At 61.4% G+C, this 23,839-nt stretch carries 19 protein-coding genes, 3 tRNA genes and 1 pseudogene; 4 read left to right on the top strand and 19 right to left on the bottom strand.

Going from position 1 to position 23,839, the window contains the following annotated elements:
- Nucleotides 1–340 precede the first annotated feature (340 nt).
- Entirely contained in the window at nt 341–2,359 is a 2,019-nt protein-coding gene (locus ACHWUQ_RS17245; RefSeq protein ID WP_394681869.1) for a DUF5979 domain-containing protein, read from the top strand.
- 370 nt (nt 2,360–2,729) lie between these two features.
- On the opposite strand, the gene ACHWUQ_RS17240 is transcribed toward ACHWUQ_RS17245, so the two are convergent.
- The 3 genes from ACHWUQ_RS17240 to ACHWUQ_RS17230 form a co-directional block, all read right to left on the bottom strand.
- Entirely contained in the window at nt 2,730–3,131 is a 402-nt protein-coding gene (locus ACHWUQ_RS17240; RefSeq protein WP_394681868.1) for a helix-hairpin-helix domain-containing protein, read from the bottom strand.
- Between the two features lie 64 nt (nt 3,132–3,195).
- Nucleotides 3,196–3,678: a DNA-directed RNA polymerase subunit alpha C-terminal domain-containing protein gene (locus ACHWUQ_RS17235; RefSeq protein WP_394681867.1), complete on the bottom strand. Its 483-nt coding sequence runs from the start codon at nt 3,676–3,678 to the stop codon at nt 3,196–3,198.
- Between the two features lie 146 nt (nt 3,679–3,824).
- Nucleotides 3,825–4,130, bottom strand: a complete 306-nt coding sequence (locus ACHWUQ_RS17230) for a hypothetical protein (protein WP_394681866.1) — start codon at nt 4,128–4,130, stop codon at nt 3,825–3,827.
- A 191-nt stretch (nt 4,131–4,321) separates the two neighbouring features.
- Here ACHWUQ_RS17230 and ACHWUQ_RS17225 point away from each other — a divergent pair, with 191 nt between their 5' ends.
- The 3 genes from ACHWUQ_RS17225 to ACHWUQ_RS17215 all read left to right on the top strand — a co-directional run bounded on the left by ACHWUQ_RS17225 (nt 4,322) and on the right by ACHWUQ_RS17215 (nt 5,796).
- Nucleotides 4,322–4,681 (top strand): helix-turn-helix transcriptional regulator, encoded by a 360-nt coding sequence (locus ACHWUQ_RS17225; RefSeq protein ID WP_312836589.1) that lies wholly within the window; start codon nt 4,322–4,324, stop codon nt 4,679–4,681.
- Between the two features lie 202 nt (nt 4,682–4,883).
- On the top strand, nt 4,884–5,210 hold the full coding sequence (locus ACHWUQ_RS17220; protein WP_239810346.1) for a helix-turn-helix domain-containing protein: 327 nt from the start codon (nt 4,884–4,886) through the stop codon (nt 5,208–5,210).
- A 94-nt stretch (nt 5,211–5,304) separates the two neighbouring features.
- A complete protein-coding gene (locus ACHWUQ_RS17215; protein WP_394681865.1) occupies nt 5,305–5,796 on the top strand; it encodes an NUDIX hydrolase in 492 nt (163 codons plus the stop codon).
- A gap of 43 nt (nt 5,797–5,839) precedes the next feature.
- On the opposite strand, the gene ACHWUQ_RS17210 is transcribed toward ACHWUQ_RS17215, so the two are convergent.
- From ACHWUQ_RS17210 to ACHWUQ_RS17135, 16 genes and pseudogenes are all read right to left on the bottom strand, one after another.
- A tRNA-Phe gene (locus ACHWUQ_RS17210) sits at nt 5,840–5,915 on the bottom strand.
- 128 nt (nt 5,916–6,043) lie between these two features.
- A tRNA-Phe gene (locus ACHWUQ_RS17205) sits at nt 6,044–6,119 on the bottom strand.
- Between the two features lie 52 nt (nt 6,120–6,171).
- Nucleotides 6,172–6,867, bottom strand: a complete 696-nt coding sequence (locus ACHWUQ_RS17200; protein WP_239810344.1) for a response regulator — start codon at nt 6,865–6,867, stop codon at nt 6,172–6,174.
- Nucleotides 6,868–6,906: 39 nt separating this feature from the next.
- On the bottom strand, nt 6,907–9,174 hold the full coding sequence (locus tag ACHWUQ_RS17195; RefSeq protein ID WP_239812826.1) for an ATP-binding protein: 2,268 nt from the start codon (nt 9,172–9,174) through the stop codon (nt 6,907–6,909).
- 20 nt (nt 9,175–9,194) lie between these two features.
- Entirely contained in the window at nt 9,195–9,791 is a 597-nt protein-coding gene (locus tag ACHWUQ_RS17190; protein ID WP_239810343.1) for a DUF4390 domain-containing protein, read from the bottom strand.
- A 10-nt stretch (nt 9,792–9,801) separates the two neighbouring features.
- Nucleotides 9,802–11,211, bottom strand: a complete 1,410-nt coding sequence (gene rsmB / locus ACHWUQ_RS17185) for a 16S rRNA (cytosine(967)-C(5))-methyltransferase RsmB (protein ID WP_312836585.1) — start codon at nt 11,209–11,211, stop codon at nt 9,802–9,804.
- A 311-nt stretch (nt 11,212–11,522) separates the two neighbouring features.
- Nucleotides 11,523–15,746 (bottom strand): DNA-directed RNA polymerase subunit beta', encoded by a 4,224-nt coding sequence (gene rpoC / locus ACHWUQ_RS17180; protein ID WP_239810341.1) that lies wholly within the window; start codon nt 15,744–15,746, stop codon nt 11,523–11,525.
- A 19-nt stretch (nt 15,747–15,765) separates the two neighbouring features.
- Entirely contained in the window at nt 15,766–19,878 is a 4,113-nt protein-coding gene (rpoB, locus tag ACHWUQ_RS17175; RefSeq protein ID WP_312836584.1) for a DNA-directed RNA polymerase subunit beta, read from the bottom strand.
- A gap of 270 nt (nt 19,879–20,148) precedes the next feature.
- Nucleotides 20,149–20,523: a 50S ribosomal protein L7/L12 gene (rplL, locus tag ACHWUQ_RS17170; protein ID WP_230773212.1), complete on the bottom strand. Its 375-nt coding sequence runs from the start codon at nt 20,521–20,523 to the stop codon at nt 20,149–20,151.
- 37 nt (nt 20,524–20,560) lie between these two features.
- Nucleotides 20,561–21,079 (bottom strand): 50S ribosomal protein L10, encoded by a 519-nt coding sequence (gene rplJ / locus ACHWUQ_RS17165; RefSeq protein WP_230773211.1) that lies wholly within the window; start codon nt 21,077–21,079, stop codon nt 20,561–20,563.
- Between the two features lie 244 nt (nt 21,080–21,323).
- Nucleotides 21,324–22,019 (bottom strand): 50S ribosomal protein L1, encoded by a 696-nt coding sequence (gene rplA / locus ACHWUQ_RS17160; RefSeq protein WP_239810339.1) that lies wholly within the window; start codon nt 22,017–22,019, stop codon nt 21,324–21,326.
- Nucleotide 22,020: 1 nt separating this feature from the next.
- Nucleotides 22,021–22,452 (bottom strand): 50S ribosomal protein L11, encoded by a 432-nt coding sequence (gene rplK / locus ACHWUQ_RS17155; RefSeq protein ID WP_312531197.1) that lies wholly within the window; start codon nt 22,450–22,452, stop codon nt 22,021–22,023.
- Between the two features lie 101 nt (nt 22,453–22,553).
- The gene (gene nusG / locus ACHWUQ_RS17150; RefSeq protein ID WP_021025390.1) at nt 22,554–23,147 is read right to left on the bottom strand and encodes a transcription termination/antitermination protein NusG; all 594 of its coding nucleotides are present in this window, start codon (nt 23,145–23,147) and stop codon (nt 22,554–22,556) included.
- Entirely contained in the window at nt 23,147–23,530 is a 384-nt protein-coding gene (gene secE, locus ACHWUQ_RS17145; RefSeq protein WP_239810338.1) for a preprotein translocase subunit SecE, read from the bottom strand. The genes nusG and secE overlap by 1 nt, the downstream gene beginning before the upstream one ends.
- A gap of 89 nt (nt 23,531–23,619) precedes the next feature.
- Nucleotides 23,620–23,695, bottom strand: a tRNA-Trp gene (locus tag ACHWUQ_RS17140).
- Between the two features lie 13 nt (nt 23,696–23,708).
- Nucleotides 23,709–23,839 (bottom strand): annotated as a pseudogene (locus ACHWUQ_RS17135) (elongation factor Tu); the annotation flags it as partial.

The following is a 23,839-nucleotide window of genomic DNA, read 5'->3' as shown; positions in this document are numbered from 1 at the left end:
CCGCTGACGCTCTGTATTTAATAGCACCAGAGCGCCACACCGGGCGCTGCACCCTGCAGCACCCTGCTGCACCCGTGGATGACAATTGTTTGCCTGGGCGACGCCGTTCTGCCCAAAAAACAGACATATCAATTCATCAATCGACGGTACATTTTTATTCGAAGTCTCAATTCATAACAGCAGCTCTGTGCGCCCATCCGGCCTGCAGCAGTTGCTCGTAGGGGGATTTTTACGCCCTGGTTATGATGCATATTGATACAAATAAACGATACTGGTTACCTTCGGGGACGGAGACTCGCTTGCGCGCCTCGTGGACCAACCAGACCCAACGGGAAGAGAAATGACCCATCCATTGATGTTTTTCCGGCTGCTGATCGCCGCCTTCCTCCTGTGTCTCGGCGCACAGCATGCCTTTGCGCAAAAGGTGCTGCTGCTGACCACCAATGTCACTGACCCCAATCCAGAAAAACCTGACGCCGTCGGCGCCTACGAGAATCTGCAAAACGAATTTGCCAGCGCGCTGGCCAATCCCAGCGATCTCACCAGGTTGTCGGAGCTGGGCAATCCCAACGCCATCTCGCAGGCCACCTTCACCGCAGCATCGGGCTCGCCCTATGACATCGTGATTGTCGCGGCTACCTACAAGCCGATCGACCCCACCAACTGGGCAGTACTGCAAAGCGCCGTCGCCAACCGCTGGGCCAATTCCATCGTTTTCTTTATCGATGGCTGCTGTGAGGCGGAGAACGGCGGCAACGGCGGCAGACTGGTGGCTGCGCTCAATGGGGGCACGGGCTCTGCATTCGAGCTGGGCAGCCAGCTGAATGCGATTGCCTCCTTTCCGCTGAACACCAACTCTCCCTTTGCGACCTCCTTCAGTGCGCTGAACCCTTTCGCGGGCGGCTATATCACCTATATCAACAAGGTGCCTGCAAGCAATGCGCTGTACCTGGCCTCCGGCACCCCTCCAGCCAGTTTCCCGGCGCCAGGCGCCACGCCCACCAACAACGTATACGGCCTGCTGATTCCCACTGCCCAATCGAACGCCGGCAAGGGCGCCTGTGTTTTTGCCGTGGTGGACATCTCTCCTTTCATCGGCGACCCCTGGAACGCCAACAAAACCAAGGTGGCTCCTGCGTTTCTGAATGCCGCCACCTCGGAGAATGGCGCCTGCGGCCTGCCCAAGATCAGCAAGAGCTTTGACAAGACCGATCTCCATCTGGGTGGCAGCGACAACACGGCAGCGCTCACGATCACGCTGTCCAACGGCACGCCCACCGACATCAGCAACGTCAACCTGACCGACAACCTGCCCGCACCGCTGGTGGTGGGCACCGGCACCGTGGGCAGCACCTGCACCGCCAACAGCCTCAGTGCGTCACCCGGCTCGAACGTGGTCAGCAACAGCGCCTTCACGATTCCGTCGGGCGGCTGCACCATCACCGTGCCGGTCGTCTGGCCCAACACCGTGGCCGGCCGCCAGGCTTGCATCGACACGCCCTCGGTCACCAACACCATCACCCCAGGCACCGACTTCGTATCGCCGACCGGCCAGGTCAATACGCCCGCCACTGCCACCCTCGCCTGCCATGCCGCGCAACTCGCGATTGCCAAGCAGGTGGTCTGGCCTGCCAACGTCACGCCCGTCGATCTGACCGGCACCAGCTTCCCGGTCTCGGTGGTCTGCACCGGCACCGATGGTGTGGCCGCACCGGCGATCAACGCCAGCATCACGCTGAACACCGCAACAACGGGCAGCGTCTCGGTCACACCAGTGATCTCCAGCGGCAGCTGCGTGGTGGCCGAAGGCACCCGCCCTGCCGCCCCTGCCAACCACCTCTGGGTCGAAGACCCGGCGCCGAGCACGACGGTCACGATGGCAGCGCCCCCGGCCACCAACACCGCGCAACTGGTCAACACCCTCGCGCGCGCCAACACCGACATCACGATCAGCAAGACCGTGGCCGGTGGCCCGGCTGCAGGGGTGAGCGGCAGCTTCAGCTTCACCGCCAACTGCGGCGCCGATGGCAGCTTCAACACGACCGTCAGCTTGAGCGGCAGCAATGCCGGCGCGATCGCGATCACCAACGTACCCCAGGGCGCCAGCTGCACCGTCAGTGAGAATGCAGCGATGCCGCCGGCCCCTGCGGATTATGCGTGGAGCACGACCCTGCCTGCGCCGGTGAGCCTGGTGACCGCGGCCACCGGCAACACGGCCTCCTTTGTCAACACACTGGTGCGCACGGCCCCTGCAACACCGGCAGCGGTGCCTACGCTCGATACCGTCAAGCTGCTGCTGATGGCCGCCACCCTGGCGCTGCTGGGCATGCTGGCGATGCGCCGCAAGCAGCAGCGCTGAACCGGTCACAGCCACCGCGGCTGACCACGAACCACCACTCCAGCCGGGGCCCGGGTTTGGCATGGCGCCAGGCCCGGGCCTTTGGTTTTGAGCCAAGGTTTGCACTTTGCGCGGTAACGGCAGGTCTTCAGGTGCCCAGGGATGCCCAAGTGGCCAAGGTGTTGCCAAACGGCCTTCCACTCCTCTGATAACGGAGGGCCCGCTGTGTACATCCACGGCGCCGGGCGCCCGCGCGCGGACTGCTCGGCAGCGGCCGCCGGGCCAGGCCACCGACGCGTGACCAGCCAGACAGCGATGCGCTGCGCCGCATTGCAGACGCTCTGATGTCTGACGTCCATCCCCTCCGGCCTGCCGCTGCTGCGGGCCGCCCCTAACGGATCTTGGTGTTGCCGGGCGGCTCGTAATGCTGGCCGGGAAAGAAGACCCGCTCGATCTCGCGCAGCGAGCCTTCGCCCAGCGAGCGGATCTTCAGCAGATCCACGGGATAGGCCGCTCGCAGCTGCTCCGGGGTGGTGATGCCGCCGCGTGCCAGTGCGCGCACGATGGCCACCGGCAGCGATCCATTGAGACAGGAACCCGACACAAAAGGAAGCACCGCCAGGGTATGCGACGGCATGTAGGCGTGGCCCGGGAAGAACGCCTTTTCAATTTTGCGCAACCTCAGCAAGCCGATACCTTTGAGCGTCAGCAGCTGCTGCGGGTAGGCCTTGCGCACGGCCTCTACGCTCTCTATCCCGTTGCGCGCCAGGATCCGGATGACCGAGGCAGGCAACTTTCCGTCTAACGGAGTCGAAGGGGGAGGCGCAGAACCATTTGCCATATGGATGAGATCATAATCATCCTCGCTTAATGGTGTTTTGGATTGTCTTTCGGGATTTCATTGGCTCAAACCGCTGGCCATCAAAGAAGACGGTCTCCACTTCCCGCAGCGCCTTGATGCCAAAGCCGGTGATGTCCACCAGCCGCCGTGGATAGGCGGCCACCAGTTGCTGCACGGTCTTGATGCCATTGCGCCGCAGTGTGATCAGCACGCGGCGGGAGACCAGCCCTTCGAGCGACGTGCCTTCCAAGTCCTCGGTCTCGATCGGGGGAGGCACCGGGGGCTCGTAGCGCCGGCCGGGGAAGAGCAGCTCTTCGATCTGCCGGAAACGCACCGGCCCCAGGTAGTGGATCTTCAGCAATTTAGCGGGGTACAGCGCCACGACCTGGTCCACCGTCGTGATGTCGTGTCTGGCCAGCAGCTTCCACAGATCGGGTGGCAGCAGATCTTGCAGGGGCCGGTCCGCCTGGACGGGCAGGATGGAGGGGGATGTAGTCATCTGTAACCATCGTATCGCCTTGGCCTTGCAAAATATTACACAGAGGGGTCAGATGAGATTTGTTGACATGTCTTATACAGTCGGTCGCATGTCAGCAGGCCCTGCCCGCCCGGCGCGCCCGTGCCGCTTGCGCGTTCCGGCAGGCGTCAGGGGCTGGTGCCAGCGGCTCTGCGCTGCGCTGTTTCCTTGCGCCTGGCGGTGCTGGCCAGGTACAGCGTTCCCAAAATGCACAGGCTCAGCGCCGGCCATCCCACCACCCACAGGCCCAGCAGACCTTCGGCAAAAAACAGCAGGCAAATGCCGAGCTGGTTGCGGCCCAACCGGCGGCGCGCAGCAGAGGGCACGGCCGCAGTCGGCATGGCCGCTGCAACGCTGCGTGGGCGCGCCAGCTCCTTACGCCCCTGCATTTCAGGGGCCAGGCTGCTGTGGCGATGTTGCGGGGCATGCGGCATGGTGTTGAGTCCTCCGGTACGGTGGGGTTGACGATGTGCAACCGTGGCCTTGCGCCCGCGGATCCCGATCGCAGCGCGCATGTCGGCCTCGGCCCCGAATATAGTGAAATTACATTGGATTCCACAAATTGAATTCTGGCCCCTTTCCGCTCCACACACAACCATATCTGTTGGATTTTAACTAGACAGATATGATCAACAAGAAGCTGGCCGAGCAGCCTTTGGCCCAACTCTTGGGGCAACGCATTGCCGAGCTGCGCAAGTCGCGCCGGTGGACCCAGGCGCAATTGGCAGAACGGCTGCATGTGGAGCCGGAGACCATCAGCCGCTTTGAGCGCGGTGCATCCGCCCCGTCACTGCATACGCTGGAGAACCTCGCGTCGGTACTGCGGGTCAGCATTGGCGACCTGCTGGCCCACAGCTCCACCGCCCCCGATGACCAGGCCATGCGCATCAGCGCATGGCTGTCCGAGTTGAAACCGTCGGACCGTGCCTTTGTCACCGGTATCGTCCAGCAGCTTTGTGAGCGCTTGCGTTTGCCTGGGGATTGACCGAAGGCCCGGTCTCAACCCTTGTGGAGAGAGGCACATCGCATCCCTGCAGTGCAGAGCTACGGCGCCATGCCCCGGTTGCTGCAGTTTCATTTCTTCCAATACTCACCTTTGAGATTGCTCCTGAAAGGATCCTTTTGAAGCCGCCCCATGTCACGTCTTTCGTGACGACAGCTTACCACAAAGTCACGAGACTCGTGACATGCCTTCTGCCCTCTCTCCCACTTCAACCATCCTGGGCCGCCGCATGCGAGCCCGGCGGGAAGACTTGGGCTGGTCGCAAGAAAAAGTCGGCGTACTGATAGGCATTGATGAATCTGCAAGCCGTGCGCGCATCAGCCGCTATGAGCTGGGTACGCATGAGCCTCCCGTCAAAACGGCACGGCTGATTGCCGAAGCATTGCAGGTGCCGCTTGCCTATCTGTACTGCGAGGATGACGACGCTGCCCTGCTCTTGTTGTCTCTGGGAACGATGAGCAAAAACAAGCGTGCCAAGGCGCTGGCACATTGGCTGGCAGAGATCGCCTGAATCGTTGAAGTCCAGTCGGACAGATGACGAGCGAGCGCCAGCTTCAGCGCAAGCATCTAACGCAAGCAACCCGAATGTAGAGATAAGTATGGCCATGACCTCCTGGCGACCACCCCAGCACATCAAAGTCAAGGCCCTTGGCCTGCACTGGCGCAATGGCAAACTGCTGGCCGCCGAGGTCGCCGATGACGAAGGCCGTCTGACAGGGGTGCGCCCTCTGGGCGGCAGCGTGGAGTTTGGCGAGCGCTGGCAGGATGCGCTCAAACGCGAGTTCATCGAGGAGCTGGAGGTCGAGGTGGAAGTTCCAGGCCCGCCCCTCGTGATGGAGAACATCTACCGCCACCACGGGGCCGTTGGCCATGAGGTGCTGTTCATCGCCGAGGTGGTGTTTGATGCAGCACGCTTCGCACATCTGGATAACATCCGCTTTCGCGAAAACAGCGGCAGCGTCTGCACGGCACGCTGGTGGGACGTGGCTGCGCTGGATATGCCAGGCGGCCCGTCACTGTTCCCGGCGGGGCTCAAGCAGGCGCTGCTGTCCGCGGCAGACGGATCCGCACCACGGGCCCAAAGACGCAGCCCCTAGACGCAAAAAAGCCCATCGCAGAGGATGGGCTTCAGAATGCGTTTGGTGGCCTGGCGCGGAATCGAACCACGGACACGCGGATTTTCAATCCGCTGCTCTACCAACTGAGCTACCGGGCCAACACAAGCTAGCATTATAGCCTGAGCGGAGAGCCTGGCCGGCAACTTGGGGGCAATTGCTGCGCATCCGATGCCTTGCACATACAAGAAAGCCTCTGCACCATATCTGATGCAGAGGCTTGTTGTTTTGGTGGCCTGGCGCGGAATCGAACCACGGACACGCGGATTTTCAATCCGCTGCTCTACCAACTGAGCTACCGGGCCCACGAGTGAAATTATAGCCCGAAAAAAAGCGCCCGTTTTCAAAAAACTGAAATCAGTGCTTTTTATTGCGCGTCAGGTCCACGCCCAGCTGGCGCAGCTTGCGGTACAGGTGGGTGCGCTCCAGGCCGGTCTTCTCTGCCACGCGGGTCATCGAGCCGCCTTCGCGCGCCAGGTGGAATTCGAAATAGGCCTTCTCGAAACCGTCGCGGGCTTCGCGCAGCGGCCGGTCCAGGTCAAAGCCCTGGTGGGCGTTGGGCGCAGCATCGGCCGAGGCGGCGTTGGCCACGCTGGCAACCACCGGGGCGCTGTAGCCGGTCGGCGTGAAAGACGGCGCCAGCTTGCCCGGCGCAGCGGCAGCCGGTGGCGCGGCGGCGGGTGCCGGCACATTGCGCTGCAGGCCCTGCTCGACGGCCTTGAGCAGCTTCTGCATCGTGATGGGCTTTTCCAAAAAAGAGAACGCGCCAATGCGCGTTGCTTCCACCGCCGTATCAATGGTGGCGTGGCCACTCATCATGATCACGGGCATGGTCAGCAGGCCGGTCATCGACCACTCCTTGAGCAGCGACACGCCATCGGTGTCGGGCATCCAGATGTCGAGCAGCACCAGGTCGTAGCCGCTTTCGTTGCGGGCCAAACGCGCCTGCGTGGCGTTCTCCGCAACGTCCACGCTGTGGCCCTCATCGTTCAGGATCTCCGACAGGAGGTCCCGAATTCCCAATTCGTCATCGACAACCAGAATATTTGCCATATTTTTTGAAAATCCAGTGCAACAGGTGTGAGAGTTATTTTAAATCATCACTTCTTTTTCGATAGCGAATGATAACGACACTTGGGCACCTAAGATTTTTTCCCCCTCGACTCGATTAGAGATTTCTACGCGAGCGCCATGCTCGTCCGCAATTTTCTTGACGACGGCCAGGCCCAAGCCCGTGCCCCGGGGCTTGGTCGTCACGTAGGGCTCAAACGCCTTTTGTAATATATGTTCTGGAAAACCGCAACCGCAGTCAGCAATTGTCAAACGCACCCGCTTGCTGCTGCTGCTGAACCGCGTGGAGATCCGCACCGCCGGTGCCGATGTCTCGTTGCCCACCCAGGCCTGCTGCGTTGCATCCTGCGCATTTTGCAGCAAGTTGTGGATGACCTGCCGCAACTGCTGTGCATCGCCCATGATACGTGGAGCCGCGCTGTCCAGCTCTGCCTCCACAGGGATCACAGCATTTTCCGCGCCATACAGATGCAGCACGTCCATCACCAGCGCATTGAGGTCCACGGCCTGCAGCTCGGCGGCGGGCAGGCGCGCGTAGTCGCGGAACTCGTTGACCAGCCGCTTCATCGCATCGACCTGGTCGACGATGGTGGTCACAGACTTTTTCAAAATCGCCTGGTCCTGGCCTTCGAGCTTGTGGGCCAGCTTGATCTCCAGCCGCTCGGCAGACAGCTGGATCGGTGTCAGCGGGTTCTTGATCTCGTGGGCCAGACGGCGGGCGACCTCGCCCCAGGCCTGGGCGCGCTGCGCCGAGACGATTTCGGAGATGTCGTCGAACACCAGCAGGCGGCGGTTGTCGGGCAAGGTCGCGCCGCGCGCCACCAGGTTGATGCTGTTCTGGTTGGGCAGCTGGCTGTCGCCATGCAGTTCATAGGGCTGCTGCCAGTGGTCCAGGTAGTGCTCGTCGGTCACATCGTGCAGGCGGGCAAACTGCTGGTCCACCGCCTGCGCAAACGCCTGCAGGCCGGGCAGATCCCGCAGCGGACGGCCCTCGAAGGCAGCCAGCGGGGCCCGCAGGATGCGCGTGGCGCCGGGGTTGCTGGAGTGGATCACGCCCTGGGCATCGAGCACGATGACGCCGGCCGTCAGGTTGTCCAGAATGGTCTGCAGGCTCTGGCGCGCCTCGTCGGTCTGGCGCATGCCGCGCTCCACCGCGCGGCGGGCATCGAGCAGCTGCTGCGTCATCTCGGCAAAGGAGCGGGTCAGGCCGCTCAGCTCGTCCTTGCTGGGCAGCACCGGTTTGGGCCGCAGATTGCCCGATGCCACCTCGCGCACGCCCTCGGCCAGCACCAAAAGCGGGCGCACCAGCTGGTTGCCGAGCAAGGCTGCCAGCACCACGGCGCCGAACACGGCCAGGAACAGGCTCAGGGTCAAGGTGCCGATGTACATGCGGCGCAGGCCATCCCGTGCCAGCGCGCGCTCCTGGTATTCGCGGTTGGCTTCCTGCACTTTCAGCGCGTTGACGACCAGGGCCGCGGGCAGCGGCATCGTGGCCTGCAGAAACCGGCCGTCGGGGATCACCCCCACGTCGCCATTGGCCACCTGCACCAGCGTCTTGACGCGCACCTTGGAGGGGTCGCCGGTGATCGCGCCATTGATGTCGGCCACCTCTTCGAGACCATCGATCTGAAATGCGCGCTGCTGCTGGGTGGCGGTACGCAGCAATGCGGCCGAGGGCTTTTCGGGGTTCAGCACAAAGCGCGACTGGCCGGTGCTGGCAATCGCCTGGGAGTTGGCTGACCACAGCACCACGTCGTCGGCGCCCAGCTGGTCCTTGATGCGTTCGAGCACCAGGCCGGAAGCGGCATCCGATATCTGGGACAGCTGGCTGCTCGCCGTGCGGGTGCGCTCGGCCATCGCGGTGGAGGTGGTATCGAGCGTGATGCGTGCCAGGTTGACCCCGGCGTCGAGCGCGCCTTCGACCTTCACATCGAACCAGCTCTCGATGGAGCGCGAGACGAACTGGTAGGAGACGAAATAGATCACGACGCCGGGCAGCACGCCGACCAGCGCAAAGGTGGCCGCCAGCTTGAGCAGCAGCTTGCTGCCAAAGCGGCGCGCCATCAGGCGCCGCACCAGGATGGCCACGCCCCAGAGCACCACCATGCTGAGCACGCAGGCGACCCCGATGTTGACCCCCAGCAGCACGCCGTAGTAGCGCTCGTACAGCACCCGATTGTTGGTGGCGAAAGACAGCAAGAAGAGCAGCACCAGGCCAATGCCGATCATGGCCGACAGGCCCACGATCACCGACCAGCGCGCGCGGCTGGGCGTGTAGGCCACGCGCATCGACGATGTCTTTTCGATTTTCACGGCGCGCTTGCCTCCGGCAGCGGCAGCTGGCTTTTGATCTGCAGGTTCAGGCCGTCATTGCTGAACGGCGCGAACTGGAAGATGCGCGGCAACTGGCTGCTGTCGAGCCTGAAATTGAACTTGACGAGGTAGTCCACGTCGCTGGAGAGTTCGTCGGCGCTGGCGATCTTCCAGTTGCGCACGCGCTTGACCACCAGCATCACCTCGTCGAGGCTGTCAAAACTCTGGCCCAGCGATGTCACCGCAGCGGCATCGGTCAGCGGCATGCTGGAGACATGCAGGCGCCAGCGCCGCGTCAGCGGCTGGTAGCTCACGCGCAGGTAGCGGGCGGTTTTCTTGACGGTCTTGTCGCGCCAGTACCAGCGCTCGGAGATGATCTCGGCCTCCTGCACAAAGTACAGCGCTACGCCCTTGTTCAATGCATCGTCGATCTGGTCGGGCAGCGCAAACTGCAGCGCCACGGTGGCAAAGGCGCCCTCGGCATTGCGCACCAGCTGCAGCTCGACCTTTTTCTCATGGTCCGACGCGATGGCCGGCACCGCTGCAGCAAAGCACAGCACCAGCGCAAGAAGAAAGTGGTGGATCAATCGCATACGGACGGGCTCAACGAGGCGGCTTGTGCAGCAGCGCGTAGTAGAAACCGTCGTGGTCGCGCGCCAAGCTGCCCAGGCTATTGTGACCGGGCTCGCGCAACTGTGGCAACAAATGCCCTGGCGCCGGCAGCCGTTGGGCATCCGCATGGCGGCCGAGGAACTGCGCCACCTGGTCCTCGCCCTCCTCATGGAAGACCGAACAGGTGCAGTACAGCAGCCGGCCGCCAGGAACGACCAGCGGCCACAGCGCCTCCAGCAACGTGCGCTGGATCTCCGCGAGCTGCGCAATGTCGGTGGAGCGGCGCAGCCAGCGCACATCGGGCTGGCGGCGGACGATGCCGGAGGCCGAGCACGGCGCGTCCAACAAAATTGCATCAAATTGCTGCATTCCGTGGCGCGCCTGCACCGCCGGCAGCCAGCTGGGCACGTCGCTGCCGCTGGCCACCACCACATCGGCCTGCAACGCCAGCCGCGCCAAGGTGTCACCAATGCGTTCGGCGCGCTTGGCGTCGATCTCCAGCGCCACCATGTCGATGGGCCGCTGGGCCGTGGCGCACTCCAGCAGATGCGCTGTCTTGCCGCCGGGTGCGGCGCAGGCATCGAGCACATGCAGTGCGCGGCCATCGTGCGGCTGCAAGCCATCGAGCAGCAGCGGCGCGGCCATCTGGGCGGCGCTGTCCTGCACCGACACCCAGCCTTGCGCAAACTGCGGCAGCTGATCGACCGGCACCCCACGCGCCAGCACCAGGCCGGCCTCACCGACGCCGACAACGGCCTCGATGCCCGCGTCGTCGAGCAGCGCCAGGTAGCCGGCGCGGCTGCAGCGCTGCAGGTTCACGCGCAAGGCCATCGGGGCCTGTGCATTGTTGGCGGCCACGATGGCCTGCCAGTCCTGCGGATAGTCCTGCTGCAGACGCTTGAGCCACCACTGCGGGTGGTTGAATTGCGCCACCGGCTCCTGTGCCACGGCACGCAGCAGATCATCGCGCTCACGCAGGAAGCTGCGCAGGCAGCCGTTGATGAACGCCGATTGCGACTTGGTGGCCGAGCGCTTCTTGGCGGCATCCACCGCCTGGTTCACGACGGTGAACGCGTCGTAGCGCGGCACCTCGGGCAACAACAGTGCCAGCGCCGTGCACAGCAGGGCATCGACCGCGCTGGCGGGCTTGCGCGGGGCCAGCTCGGCACGCACGGCTTCTGCGGTGCCCAGCACGCGCAGCACATCCATCAACAGGGCCTGCACGCCGGCGCGCAGCGCGGGCTCTACGCCGCCCAGCACGGCACGGGCCGATTGGCCCTGGCGCACTTCCTGCAAGGCGCGCGCCACCGCCACCAGCTGGGCGGACAGGCTGGGGCCTGGGTTGGGGGTGGCTGCCGTGGCGGCCCGGGAGGGTTGTCGTGGACGGGAAGATGGGTTCATGCCGGGGGAGTACAAAGGCCTGGGTGCCGCTGCGGTACAAAAGGAATACTAATCGATATGCCCCAGGCAGCCTCTGCGCGGGCAGAGCGGGCCTGGTAAAGACACTGTGCTAAACGCCCGGCCCGGCGCCGGATGCGCGGGCGGTTGGGGGCTTGGCACAGGGCCATCATCGGGGCGAGCCGGAAGTGAGGCAATAAAAAACCCGTAATTCCGCGGCGCGAAATTACGGGTCTTGCAAAGAACCTGGTCAAGGCAGGTGCTGACGGTCCACGCCGGACCTGACTGGCTTGCACCAGTCAGGCAGCGGCGGCTTAGTCAGCAGCAGGGTCTGCAGCGGTGTCCGCAGCGGCTTCTTCGGACACACCGGCCAGCTCGGCCGCTTCCGCATCGGCAATCGCGCGGCGCTCGGCCTCGTCCATTTCGTCCTTGGCCTTGCGCGCCTGGTGGTAAGCCAGACCGGTACCAGCGGGGATCAGACGACCCACGATGACGTTTTCCTTCAGGCCACGCAGCTCGTCGCGCTTGCCCATGATGGCAGCCTCGGTCAGCACGCGGGTCGTTTCCTGGAAGGAAGCGGCCGAGATGAAGGAGTCGGTCGACAGCGAAGCCTTGGTGATACCCAGCAACACGTTGGAGTAGACCGCAGGGATCTTGCCATCGCGCAGTGCAGCTTCGTTGGTGTTGAGCACTTCGGAGCGCTCGACCTGCTCACCCTGGATGTAGGAGGTATCACCCGGGGCTTCGATGACCACGCGGCGCAGCATCTGGCGAACGATCACCTCGATGTGCTTGTCGTTGATCTTCACGCCCTGCAAGCGGTACACGTCCTGCACTTCGTCCACGATGTAGCGCGAGAGCTCTTCGATACCCAGCAGGCGCAGGATGTCCTGCGGATCGGCTGGGCCGTCGACGATCAGCTCGCCCTTGTTGACCACCTGGCCTTCGTGCACCAGGATGTTGCGTTCCTTGGGAACCAGCTCTTCCCAGACCTTGCCTTCCAGATCGGTGATCTGCAGGCGCACCTTGCCCTTGGTTTCCTTACCGTAGGACACGGTACCGGTCATCTCGGCCAGCGCGCCCTTGTCCTTCGGCGTACGGGCTTCGAACAGTTCGGCCACACGTGGCAGACCACCGGTAATGTCGCGGGTCTTCTGGCCTTCCATCGGGATACGGGCCAGCACTTCGCCGGGGCCCACTTCCTGGCCATCGCGCACCTGCAGCAGAGCGCCGACCTGGAAGCCGATCGTCACCGCGTGGTCGGTACCAGGAATCTTGACTTCCTGGCCGTTGGCATCTGCCAGCTTGACCTGCGGACGCACCACCTTGGCAGAGCCACGGTGCTTCGGATCGATCACCACCAGGGTGGACAGACCGGTCACTTCGTCGACCTGCTTGGCCACCGTCAGACCTTCTTCGACATTCTCAAACTTCACCTGACCGGCGTATTCGGTAATGATCGGGCGGGTCAGCGGATCCCAGTTGGCCAACACGGTACCTGCCTTGATCTGCTGATCAGGCTTGATCGACAGCGTTGCACCGTAAGGCATCTTGTGACGCTCACGCTCGCGGCCGTACTCGTCCTGGATCACGATTTCGCCGGAGCGGGAAATCACGACCAGTTCGCCCTTGTTGTTGGTCACATAGCGCATCTGTGGATTGAAGCCCACGATACCGTTGGACTTGGCTTCCACGCTGGAGGCCACTGCCGCACGCGACGCCGCACCACCGATGTGGAACGTACGCATGGTCAGCTGCGTGCCAGGCTCACCGATGGACTGGGCAGCGATCACACCGACGGCTTCGCCGAGGTTGATCAGGCCGCCACGGCCCAGGTCGCGGCCGTAGCAGGTGGCGCACAGACCGAAGCGGGTTTCGCAGGTCAGTGCCGTGCGCACCTTCACTTCGTCCACACCAGCAGCTTCCAGCTCTTCGATCAGGTCTTCGTCGAACAGATCGCCAGCCTTGGCCAACAGGGCGCGGGTCTCAGGGTGCAGCACTTCGTCCGCAGCGGTACGGCCCAGGATACGGTCGCGCAGCGACTCGATCACTTCACCGCCTTCGACCACAGCGCGCATCAACGTGCCGTTGTGCGTGCCGCAGTCGAGCTCGGTGATGACCAGATCCTGCGTCACGTCCACCAGACGGCGCGTCAGGTAGCCGGAGTTGGCCGTCTTCAACGCCGTATCCGCCAGACCCTTACGGGCACCGTGGGTGGAGATGAAGTACTGCAACACGTTCAGACCTTCACGGAAGTTCGCCGTGATGGGGGTCTCGATGATCGAGCCGTCAGGCTTGGCCATCAGACCACGCATACCCGCCAGCTGGCGGATCTGTGCGGCCGAGCCACGGGCGCCGGAGTCGGCCATCATGTAAATCGCGTTGAACGATTCCTGATCGACTTCCTTGCCATGGCGGTCAATGACCTTTTCCTTGGCCAGCTGGGCCATCATGACCTTGGAGACTTCGTCACCGGCCTTGCCCCAGATGTCCACCACCTTGTTGTAGCGCTCGCCAGCGGTGACCAGACCGGAGACGTACTGCTGCTCGATTTCCTTCACTTCCGCTTCGGAGCGGGCGATGATCTCGGCCTTTTGCGGTGGCACCAGCATGTCGCCGATGGCGATCGAGATACCGGAGCGCGTTGCCAGACGGAAGCCGTTTTGCAGCAGCTTGTCGGCGAACACCACGGTTTCCTTCAGACCGCACTTGCGGAACGAGATGTTGATCAGCTTGGAGATTTCCTTCTTCTTCAACGTCTTGTTGATCGAAGAGAAAGGCATACCCTTGGGCAGAATCTCGGACAGCAGGGCACGGCCAACGGTGGTTTCCACCAGCTTGGTCGTCGGCTCGAACTCACCGGAGGCCTTGTTCTTGTTCCACTCGGTCAGACGCACGCTGATCTTGGTGGCGCGCTCGACTTGCTCGGCATCCAGTGCGCGTTGCACTTCGCCGATGTCGGAGAACACCATGCCTTCGCCCTTGCCGTTGATCTTCTCGCGGGTGGCCTGGTACAGGCCCAGCACCACGTCCTGAGAAGGAACGATCGAGGGTTCGCCCGAAGCGGGGAACAGCACGTTGTTGGAGGCCAGCATCAGGGTGCGGGCTTCCATCTGTGCTTCCACCGACAGCGGCACGTGAACAGCCATCTGGTCACCGTCGAAGTCAGCGTTGAATGCCGCGCAAACCAGCGGGTGCAGTTGCAGGGCCTTGCCTTCGATCAGGATAGGCTCGAACGCCTGGATACCCAGACGGTGCAGCGTAGGTGCGCGGTTGAGCATGATCGGATGCTCGCGGATCACCTCTTCCAGGATGTCCCACACCACGGGGGTGCCGGTTTCCACTTCCTTCTTGGCGGCCTTGATGGTCGTGGCGATGCCACGCGCTTCGAGCTGCGCGAAGATGAAAGGCTTGAACAGCTCCAGCGCCATCAGCTTGGGCAGACCGCACTGGTGCAGCTTGAGCGTTGGGCCCACGGTAATCACGGAACGACCGGAGTAGTCGACGCGCTTGCCCAGCAAGTTCTGGCGGAAACGACCGCTCTTGCCCTTGATCATGTCGGCCAGCGACTTGAGGGCACGCTTGTTCGCGCCGGTCATGGCCTTGCCACGGCGGCCGTTGTCCAGCAGCGAGTCGACCGCTTCTTGCAGCATGCGCTTTTCATTGCGGGCAATGATCTCTGGAGCCTTCAGCTCCAGCAGGCGGCGCAGACGCGAGTTACGGTTGATGACGCGGCGGTACAGGTCGTTCAGGTCGGAGGTCGCAAAGCGGCCGCCGTCCAGCGGCACCAGTGGACGCAGATCGGGAGGCAGCACAGGCAGCACTTCCATCACCATCCAACCGGGCTTGATGCCGGACTTCTTGAACGCTTCGAGCAGCTTCAGGCGCTTGGCGTTCTTCTTGACCTTGACTTCGGAGCCGGTCAGGTCGTTGCGCAGGCGCTCGATTTCCGCATCGATCTCGATGCCTTCGAGCAGGTCCTTGATGCCTTCGGCGCCCATCTTGGCCACGAATTCATCACCGTACTCTTCGACGTTCTTGTCGTACTCGTCTTCCGACATGATGCTGAACTTCTTCAGCGGGGTCATGCCGGGGTCGGTCACCACATAGGCTTCGAAGTACAGCACGCGTTCGATGTCGCGCAAGGTCATGTCCAGCACCAGGCCCAGGCGCGAAGGCAGGGACTTGAGGAACCAGATATGGGCGCAAGGCGCGGCCAGGTCGATGTGACCCATGCGCTCGCGGCGCACCTTGGTCTGCGTGACTTCAACGCCGCACTTCTCGCAGATCACACCGCGGTGCTTCAAGCGCTTGTACTTGCCGCACAGGCATTCGTAGTCCTTGATCGGGCCAAAGATCTTGGCGCAGAACAGACCATCGCGCTCGGGCTTGAAGGTACGGTAGTTGATGGTCTCGGGCTTCTTCACTTCGCCGAAAGACCACGAGCGGATCTTTTCGGGCGAAGCCAGGCCGATTTTGATGGCATCGAAATGCTCATCAGGCGTAAATTGTTTGAACAGGTCGAGTAGCGATTTCATAGACTCTTTCCCCCTTCAATTAAGAACGTTCCAGTTCGATGTCCAGGCCCAGGGAACGGATTTCCTTGACCAGCACATTGAACGACTCCGGCATGCCGGCTTCGATGGCGTGTTCGCCCTTGACGATGGATTCGTACACCTTGGTACGGCCCACCACGTCATCGGACTTCACGGTCAGCATTTCCTGCAGCACATAGGCGGCGCCATACGCTTCCAGCGCCCACACTTCCATTTCACCGAAACGCTGACCACCGAACTGGGCCTTACCGCCCAGAGGTTGTTGCGTCACCAGCGAGTAAGGACCGGTGGAGCGGGCGTGCATCTTGTCGTCGACCAAGTGGTGCAGCTTCAGGTAGTGCATGTAGCCGATGGTGGTGGGGCGCTCGAAGCGCTCACCGGTGCGGCCGTCATACAGGTAAGCCTGGGTGCGTGGCTCGGTCAGACCCTTGCGTGCCTGGATGTCATCCGGGTACGCCAGCTTGAGCATGTCCTTGATTTCCTGCTCGGAAGCACCGTCGAACACGGGCGTTGCGAAAGGCACGCCGTTCTTCAGGTTCTCCGCCATGAACATGATCTGCTCATCGGACAGTTGCTTGAGGTCTTCCTTGCGGCCGCGGCTGTTGTACACCTCTTCCAGGAAGGAGCGCACTTCAGCGGCACGGGCTTCGGCCTGCAGCATGTCACCGATACGCTGGCCCAGGCCCTTGCCGGCCCAGCCCAGGTGGACTTCCAGCACCTGACCGATGTTCATGCGCGAAGGCACGCCCAGCGGGTTCAGCACGATGTCGGCGGTGGTGCCATCGGCCATGAAAGGCATGTCTTCCACCGGCACAATCTTGGAGACCACACCCTTGTTACCGTGACGGCCGGCCATCTTGTCGCCAGGCTGCAGACGGCGCTTGACGGCCAGGTAGACCTTGACCATCTTGAGCACGCCAGCAGGCAGCTCGTCGCCTTGCGTGAGCTTCTTGCGCTTTTCTTCGAAAGCCAGGTCGAAGTTGTGGCGTTGCTGCTCGATGGAGTTCTTGATGGACTCCAGCTGGGCTGCGACGTCGTCTTCGGCTGGGCGGATATCGAACCAGTGGAACTTCTCCACGCCGTCCAGATAGGCCTTGTCGATCTTGGTGCCCTTGGCCAGCTTTTGCGGGCCGCCATTGGCCACGCGGCCGTTGAGCAGCTTGGCGATACGGTCAAACGCATCGGCTTCCACAATACGCAGCTGGTCGTTCAGGTCCAGACGGAAACGCTTGAGTTCGTCGTCGATGATCTGCTGGGCGCGCTTGTCGCGCTGGATGCCTTCACGGGTGAAGACCTGCACATCGATCACGGTACCTTGCGAGCCCTGGTCCACGCGCAGCGAGGTGTCCTTCACGTCGGACGCCTTCTCGCCGAAGATGGCACGCAGCAGCTTCTCTTCCGGGGTCAGCGTGGTCTCGCCCTTTGGCGTGACCTTGCCCACCAGCACATCGCCAGGTTGCACTTCTGCACCCACGTAGATGATGCCGGACTCGTCCAGACGGTTGAGTTGCTGCTCGGACAGGTTCGGGATGTCGCGCGTGATTTCCTCGGCACCGAGCTTGGTGTCGCGGGCCATCACCACCAGTTCCTCGATGTGGATCGAGGTGTAGCGGTCTTCCGCGACCACGCGTTCGGAGATCAGGATCGAGTCTTCGAAGTTGTAGCCGTTCCAGGTCATGAAGGCGATCAGCATGTTCTGACCAATGGCGATTTCGCCCAGGTCGGTCGATGCGCCGTCCGCAATCACATCACCCTTGGCCAGCTTGTCGCCGCGGCGAACCACAGGACGCTGGTGGATGTTGGTGTTCTGGTTGGAACGCTGGTACTTGATGAGGTTGTAGATGTCCACACCCACTTCACCGGCCACGGCTTCTTCGTCGTTCACACGGATCACGATACGGGTCGCGTCCACGTAGTCGACGATACCGCCACGGGTGGCCGTCACGACGGTGCCCGAGTCGACCGCAGCAACGCGCTCGATACCGGTACCGACCATGGGCTTTTCAGGGCGCAGCACAGGCACGGCCTGGCGCGACATGTTGGCACCCATCAATGCGCGGTTCGCGTCATCGTGTTCCAGGAACGGAATCAGCGACGCAGCCACCGACACGATCTGTGCGGGCGACACGTCCATGTACTGCACGCGCTCGGCGGACAGCAGGGTCGATTCACCGTTTTCACGGGCAGAGACCAGGTCACCGGTCAGGCGGCCTTCGGCGTCGAGCTCGGCATTGGCCTGCGCGATCACGTACTTGCCTTCTTCGATGGCCGACAGGTAGTCCATCTGGTCGGTCACCTTGCCGTCGATCACGCGACGGTAAGGGGTTTCGATGAAACCGTACTCGTTCAGACGCGCGTACAGAGCCAGCGAGTTGATCAGACCGATGTTCGGACCTTCAGGCGTTTCGATCGGGCAGACGCGGCCGTAGTGGGTCACGTGCACGTCACGCACTTCGAAGCCTGCGCGTTCGCGGGTCAGACCACCTGGGCCCAGAGCGGAAACACGGCGCTTGTGCGTGATTTCAGCCAGCGGGTTGGTCTGGTCCATGAACTGCGACAGCTGCGAGGCGCCGAAGAATTCCTTCAGGGCGGCCGAGATCGGCTTGCTGTTGATCAGGTCGTGCGGCATCAGGGGCTCTTGCTCAGCCTGGCCCAGACGCTCCTTCACAGCCTTTTCGATACGTGCCAGACCGGTGCGGTACTGGTTTTCGGCCAGCTCGCCCACGCAACGCACGCGGCGGTTGCCCAGGTGGTCGATGTCATCGACTTCACCCTTGCCGTTGCGCAGATCCACCAGGATCTTCACGACTTCGAGGATGTCTTCGTTGGACAGCACCATGGGACCGGTCGGGGTGTCGCGGCCGATCTTGGCGTTGAACTTCATACGGCCGACACGCGACAGATCGTAGGTGTCTTCGTTGTAGAACAAACGCTGGAACAGCGCCTGCACGGCGTCCTCGGTGGGAGGCTCACCAGGGCGCATCATGCGGTAGATGGCAACGCGTGCCGCGAACTCGTCAGCGGTTTCATCGGTGCGCAGGGTCTGCGAGATGTAGGCGCCGTGGCTCAGTTCGTTGGTGTAGATGCAAGCCAGATCCTGGATGCCGGCGGAGCGCAGCTTTTTGAGCAGCGCTTCGGTCATCTCTTCGTTGGCCTTGGCGATGATTTCACCGGTGTCAGGGTCAACGATGTTCTTGGCAGCGACGCGGCCGAGCAGGAAGTCTTCAGGCACGCTGATGAACTTGGTGCCCGATTGCTCCATCTCGCGGGTGTGGCGCGCGGTGATGCGCTTGTCCTTGGCCACGACCACCTTGCCCGACTTGTCGGTGATGTCAAAGCGCGCGACTTCACCCTTGAGGCGGTCAGCCACAAATTCCATTTGCGCGCCGCTGTCCATCAGGCGGAAGTTGTCGTTCTCGTAGAACGTCGCCAGGATGGACTCGGGCGTCATGCCGATGGCCTTGAGCAGAATCGACACCGGCATCTTGCGGCGGCGGTCCACACGGAAGAACAGCAGGTCCTTGGGGTCGAACTCGAAGTCCAGCCAGGAGCCGCGGTAAGGGATGATGCGTGCCGAGAACAGCAGCTTGCCCGAGCTGTGCGTCTTGCCCTTGTCGTGTTCAAAGAACACACCTGGCGAGCGGTGCAGCTGCGAAACGATCACACGCTCGGTGCCATTGACAATGAATGAACCTTTGTCCGTCATCAGGGGCACTTCGCCCATGTAGACTTCCTGCTCCTTCACTTCCTTGACCACCTTGGACTGGGGCGTGGAGGATTCACGGTCATAGATGATCAACTGCACCTTGGCGCGCACAGCGGACGAGAAGGTCAGACCACGGGTCTGGCATTCACGCACGTCGAAAGCGGGCCTGGCGAGGTTGTACTCGACAAACTTCATCTCCACAAAACCGTTGTGCGAGACGATGGGGAAAGCCGAGTTGAAGGCAGCTTGCAAGCCTTCATCAGTACGCTTTTTGGGGGCCGAGTCTGCTTGCAAAAATGCGGTGTAAGCATCTTTTTGCATTTGCAGCAGGTAAGGCACTTCGAGCACGCTATCGCGGCTGCCGAAACTTTTGCGGATTCGCTTGCGTTCGGTGTAAGAATAGGCCATGAGATCTCCGGGCAAAGACATGAGTCCTGGGTCTTCGACGACACCCCTGTGACGGGGTTGCAGCTTGGTGGGTTGGCCACTACCAACCATGGCAGACGGTGGTGCATTGCACACCACCCGAACCAAGGGGTTTTCTAGTGTCGGATGTTAGAAAACACTAAAAATCAGCCATCTACGGCCAGTTTTTGGTGTGCTCTAGCGAACGAGATTCCAGAAGCGCCAAAGGCTGGAGCACCTTTTCGGGTACTCCAGCCTTGAAAAAGCCCTCAATTACTTGAGTTCAGCCTTTGCACCAGCTTCGGTCAGCTTCTTGGCAGCTGCGTCAGCGTCAGCCTTAGGCATAGCTTCCTTCAGAACCTTAGGAGCGCCGTCGACCATGTCCTTGGCTTCCTTCAGACCCAGACCGGTGATTTCACGCACGGCCTTGATCACGCCAACCTTGTTAGCGCCGGCTTCCAGCAGCACCAGGTTGAACTCGGTCTTTTCTTCAGCAGCAGCAGCGCCACCGCCACCACCAGCAGCAGGAGCGGCCATAGCAGCAGCGCTCACGCCAAACTTTTCTTCAATTGCCTTGACCAGGTCGTTCAGTTCCAGAACAGTCATGCTGTCCAGGGAGGTCAAGAATGCGTCTTTATCGAATGCCATTTTGATTTCCTAAATATATCGGTTGGTTTTGCCGCGCTTAAGCTGCAGCGGCTTCGGCGACTTCTGCGCCTTCGCCCTTTTTGGCCGCCAGTGCGCCCAGCACAACGGCCGTACGCGAGATTGGCGACATGAGCAAGCCACACAATTGGGCCAGCAGCACTTCCTTGGAAGGCACGCTTGCCAGTTGCTTAACGCTGTTAGCGTCCAACGCCTTTCCTTCGAATGCACCACCGCGAATCACCAACTTGTCGTTGGTCTTCGCGAAATCGGCCACCACCTTGGCGGCGGCGATTGCATCTTCAGAGAAACCGTAGATCAGCGGGCCGGTCATCTGGTCAGCCACCACTTCAAAGCTGCTACCAGCAACAGCGCGACGAGCCAGGGTGTTCTTCAGAACACTCAGCGTCACGCCTTGCTTGCGTGCTTCCACACGCAGCTTCGTCATGTCAGCGACCGTGATGCCGCGGTATTCCGCGAACACAAGCGTTTGAGCTTTAGCGGCGAGGCTGGTCACTTCATTGATGACCGCTTCTTTCTCACTGCGATTCAGACTCAAGGTCTACTCCTTCAAATGCGCAAATCGGGGCGAGCCCCTCATGCGCGCTCTTGTTGCAGCGACCAACTGTTTTGGAAATTCATCCATCTGCAGCGGGATCGCCATCTGCGTTGGCAAAAAGATTTAAGTGATCCAATCACACCAACGGTCTTGGATGGCCTGGCATGGCGTTTTTCTCAAAACCCCTTGCCAGCCCACCACACCAGACCGGTGCAAGCACCGGTCTGACGATTTTTTTTAGCAATTACGCTGCGATGGACTGTGCATCGACGCGCACGCCGATACCCATCGTCGACGACACCGCCACCTTGCGCAGGTACAGACCCTTGCTGGTAGCTGGCTTTGCCTTGTTCAGAGCGTCGATCAGCGCAGCCAGGTTGCCCTGGAGCTTGTCGTTCTCGAACGAACGGCGGCCGATGGTCGAGTGAACGATACCAGCCTTGTCAACGCGGAACTGCACCTGACCTGCCTTGGCGTTCTTCACAGCCGTAGCGACATCGGGAGTCACGGTGCCCACCTTGGGGTTAGGCATCAGACCGCGTGGGCCCAGGATTTGACCCAGGGTACCAACGATACGCATGGCGTCAGGCGCAGCGATCACGATGTCGAAAGGCATGTCACCAGCCTTGACCATCGCGGCCAGCTCGTCCATACCCACGATATCGGCACCAGCGGCCTTGGCTTCTTCAGCCTTGGCGCCTTGTGCGAACACGGCCACGCGGGTGGTCTTGCCGGTGCCGTTAGGCAGCACGACAGCGCCACGAACCACTTGGTCCGACTTCTTGGCGTCCACGCCCAGCTGGATAGCCACGTCGATGGATTCATCAAACTTGGCCGTAGCGGCGTCCTTCACGAGCGCCACTGCATCAGCGAATGCGTACAGCTTGGTGGTGTCCACCTTGCCTTGCAGGGCTTTTTGCTTCTTGGTCAACTTTGCCATCTTAGAGGCCCTCCACCGTAACGCCCATCGAACGGGCGGAACCAGCCAGCGTGCGCACAGCGGCGTCAACGTCAGCAGCGTTCATGTCCTTCAGCTTGGTCTTGGCGATCTCTTCCAGCTGAGCGCGGGTGATCTTGCCGACCTTGGTGGCCAGAGGGCTCGAAGAACCCTTGTCCAGCTTGATCGCCTTCTTGATCAGCACCGTTGCGGGTGGGGTCTTGATGACGAACGTGAAGCTCTTGTCCGCGAAAGCGGTGATCACCACAGGCAGTGGCAGACCTGGCTCAACACCTTGGGTCTGGGCGTTGAACGCCTTGCAGAATTCCATGATGTTAAGACCACGTTGACCCAGCGCTGGACCAATGGGTGGCGATGGATTGGCTTTACCAGCTGGCACTTGCAGCTTGATGAAGCCGACAATTTTCTTTGCCATTTATAGCTCCTTACGGGTAAAAACGCCCGCACTGCATAGCGCGGGCTCCCCGGGGTTAAGACTCTGTTTAGGCACCGAGTCCGTAAGTGCATGAAAATCAATCAGGTTTTTTCAACCTGCGCAAATTCCAGCTCAACCGGAGTTGAACGGCCAAAGATCATAACAGAAACGCGAAGTCGACTCTTTTCGTAGTTTACTTCTTCGACCGATCCGTTGAAGTCCGTGAACGGACCTTCCTTGACGCGGATGAATTCGCCGACGGTGAATTCGATCTTGTGGCGTGGCTTGTCCGAGCCCTCTTCCATCTGCAGAACGATCTTCTGAACTTCTGCTTCGGAGATCGGCGCCGGACGGTTCTTGGCGCCGCCGACAAAGCCCGTCACCTTGCTGGTGTGCTTGACCAAGTGCCAGGTGTCGTCATCCATGACCATCTCGACAAACACATAGCCCGGGAACAGGCGGCGCTCGGTGGTCTTTTTCTGACCATTGCGCACTTCCACCACTTCCTCGGTAGGCACCAGAATGCGGCCGAACTTGCTTTGCATGTCCGAGCGGTGAATGCGCTCCAGGATGTTGCGCTCAACGGCCTTCTCCATGCCCGAGTAGGCATGCACGATGTACCAGCGCAGATCGGGATTAGCAGCACTCATAGGCGCCTCAGCGCCTGTGTTGGTTGTTTCGTCCGTGTTCGACATTACTTCCTCCAGCCCAGAACCAGGTCGTACAAGACCCATTCCAGCGTTTTATCAGTCATCCACAAGAACAAAGACATGATGACCACAAACGCAAACACGTAAGCGGTCATCTGCAGCGTCTCTTTACGCGAAGGCCAGACAACCTTCTTGACTTCACGCCAGGAGTCCTTGGCAAAACCAACAAATTGCTTACCTGGTTCAGACACCAGAAAAACGGTGACCGCCGCAATCAGGGCCACAATCAGTACGGCCCACTGGGCAACCGCACCTTGTTTGGCCAACAGGTAAAAGCCGGCGATACCGGCGATGACCAATGCAGCTACAGCGAACAGCTTGAGCTTGTCCGCACCAGAACTAACAGTTTCAACTTGTGTAGCAGCCATGTCGACAATTCAGAGATGGAAAATAGGCATCACTCAAGACGCCGAAGCCCGCCTTGTAATCAGGCGGGCTTGGTTGACCACTTATTCAGTGGCAGGGGCAGTAGGAATCGAACCTACAACCTTCGGTTTTGGAGACCGACGCTCTGCCAATTGAGCTATACCCCTACGAAATCAATACTTACGCAATGATCTTGGCAACCACGCCAGCGCCCACGGTACGGCCGCCTTCGCGGATAGCGAAACGCAGACCTTCTTCCATAGCGATGGGGTTGATCAGCTTGACGGTGATCGACACGTTGTCGCCAGGCA

Origin of the sequence: uncultured Comamonas sp., assembly GCF_964277875.1 — a bacterium.
Taxonomy (GTDB): Bacteria; Pseudomonadota; Gammaproteobacteria; order Burkholderiales; family Burkholderiaceae_C; genus Comamonas; species Comamonas sediminis.
This window is presented reverse-complemented; position numbering and strand designations above follow the sequence as displayed.

Excerpts from the sequence above, each read along its gene's own strand:
- ACHWUQ_RS17215 (WP_394681865.1), top strand. The coding sequence starts at position 5,305 with ATGACCTCCTGGCGACCACCCCAGCACATCAAAGTCAAGGCCCTTGGC.
- nusG (WP_021025390.1), bottom strand. The coding sequence starts at position 23,147 with ATGTCGAACACGGACGAAACAACCAACACAGGCGCTGAGGCGCCTATG.
- ACHWUQ_RS17195 (WP_239812826.1), bottom strand. The coding sequence starts at position 9,174 with ATGCGCGTGGCCTACACGCCCAGCCGCGCGCGCTGGTCGGTGATCGTG.
- rpoB (WP_312836584.1), bottom strand. The coding sequence starts at position 19,878 with ATGGCCTATTCTTACACCGAACGCAAGCGAATCCGCAAAAGTTTCGGC.
- ACHWUQ_RS17245 (WP_394681869.1), top strand. The coding sequence starts at position 341 with ATGACCCATCCATTGATGTTTTTCCGGCTGCTGATCGCCGCCTTCCTC.
- secE (WP_239810338.1), bottom strand. The coding sequence starts at position 23,530 with ATGGCTGCTACACAAGTTGAAACTGTTAGTTCTGGTGCGGACAAGCTC.
- ACHWUQ_RS17235 (WP_394681867.1), bottom strand. The coding sequence starts at position 3,678 with ATGACTACATCCCCCTCCATCCTGCCCGTCCAGGCGGACCGGCCCCTG.
- ACHWUQ_RS17230 (WP_394681866.1), bottom strand. The coding sequence starts at position 4,130 with ATGCCGCATGCCCCGCAACATCGCCACAGCAGCCTGGCCCCTGAAATG.
- ACHWUQ_RS17200 (WP_239810344.1), bottom strand. The coding sequence starts at position 6,867 with ATGGCAAATATTCTGGTTGTCGATGACGAATTGGGAATTCGGGACCTC.
- rpoC (WP_239810341.1), bottom strand. The coding sequence starts at position 15,746 with ATGAAATCGCTACTCGACCTGTTCAAACAATTTACGCCTGATGAGCAT.
- rplA (WP_239810339.1), bottom strand. The coding sequence starts at position 22,019 with ATGGCAAAGTTGACCAAGAAGCAAAAAGCCCTGCAAGGCAAGGTGGAC.
- ACHWUQ_RS17225 (WP_312836589.1), top strand. The coding sequence starts at position 4,322 with ATGATCAACAAGAAGCTGGCCGAGCAGCCTTTGGCCCAACTCTTGGGG.
- rsmB (WP_312836585.1), bottom strand. The coding sequence starts at position 11,211 with ATGAACCCATCTTCCCGTCCACGACAACCCTCCCGGGCCGCCACGGCA.
- ACHWUQ_RS17220 (WP_239810346.1), top strand. The coding sequence starts at position 4,884 with ATGCCTTCTGCCCTCTCTCCCACTTCAACCATCCTGGGCCGCCGCATG.
- ACHWUQ_RS17190 (WP_239810343.1), bottom strand. The coding sequence starts at position 9,791 with ATGCGATTGATCCACCACTTTCTTCTTGCGCTGGTGCTGTGCTTTGCT.
- rplK (WP_312531197.1), bottom strand. The coding sequence starts at position 22,452 with ATGGCAAAGAAAATTGTCGGCTTCATCAAGCTGCAAGTGCCAGCTGGT.
- rplL (WP_230773212.1), bottom strand. The coding sequence starts at position 20,523 with ATGGCATTCGATAAAGACGCATTCTTGACCTCCCTGGACAGCATGACT.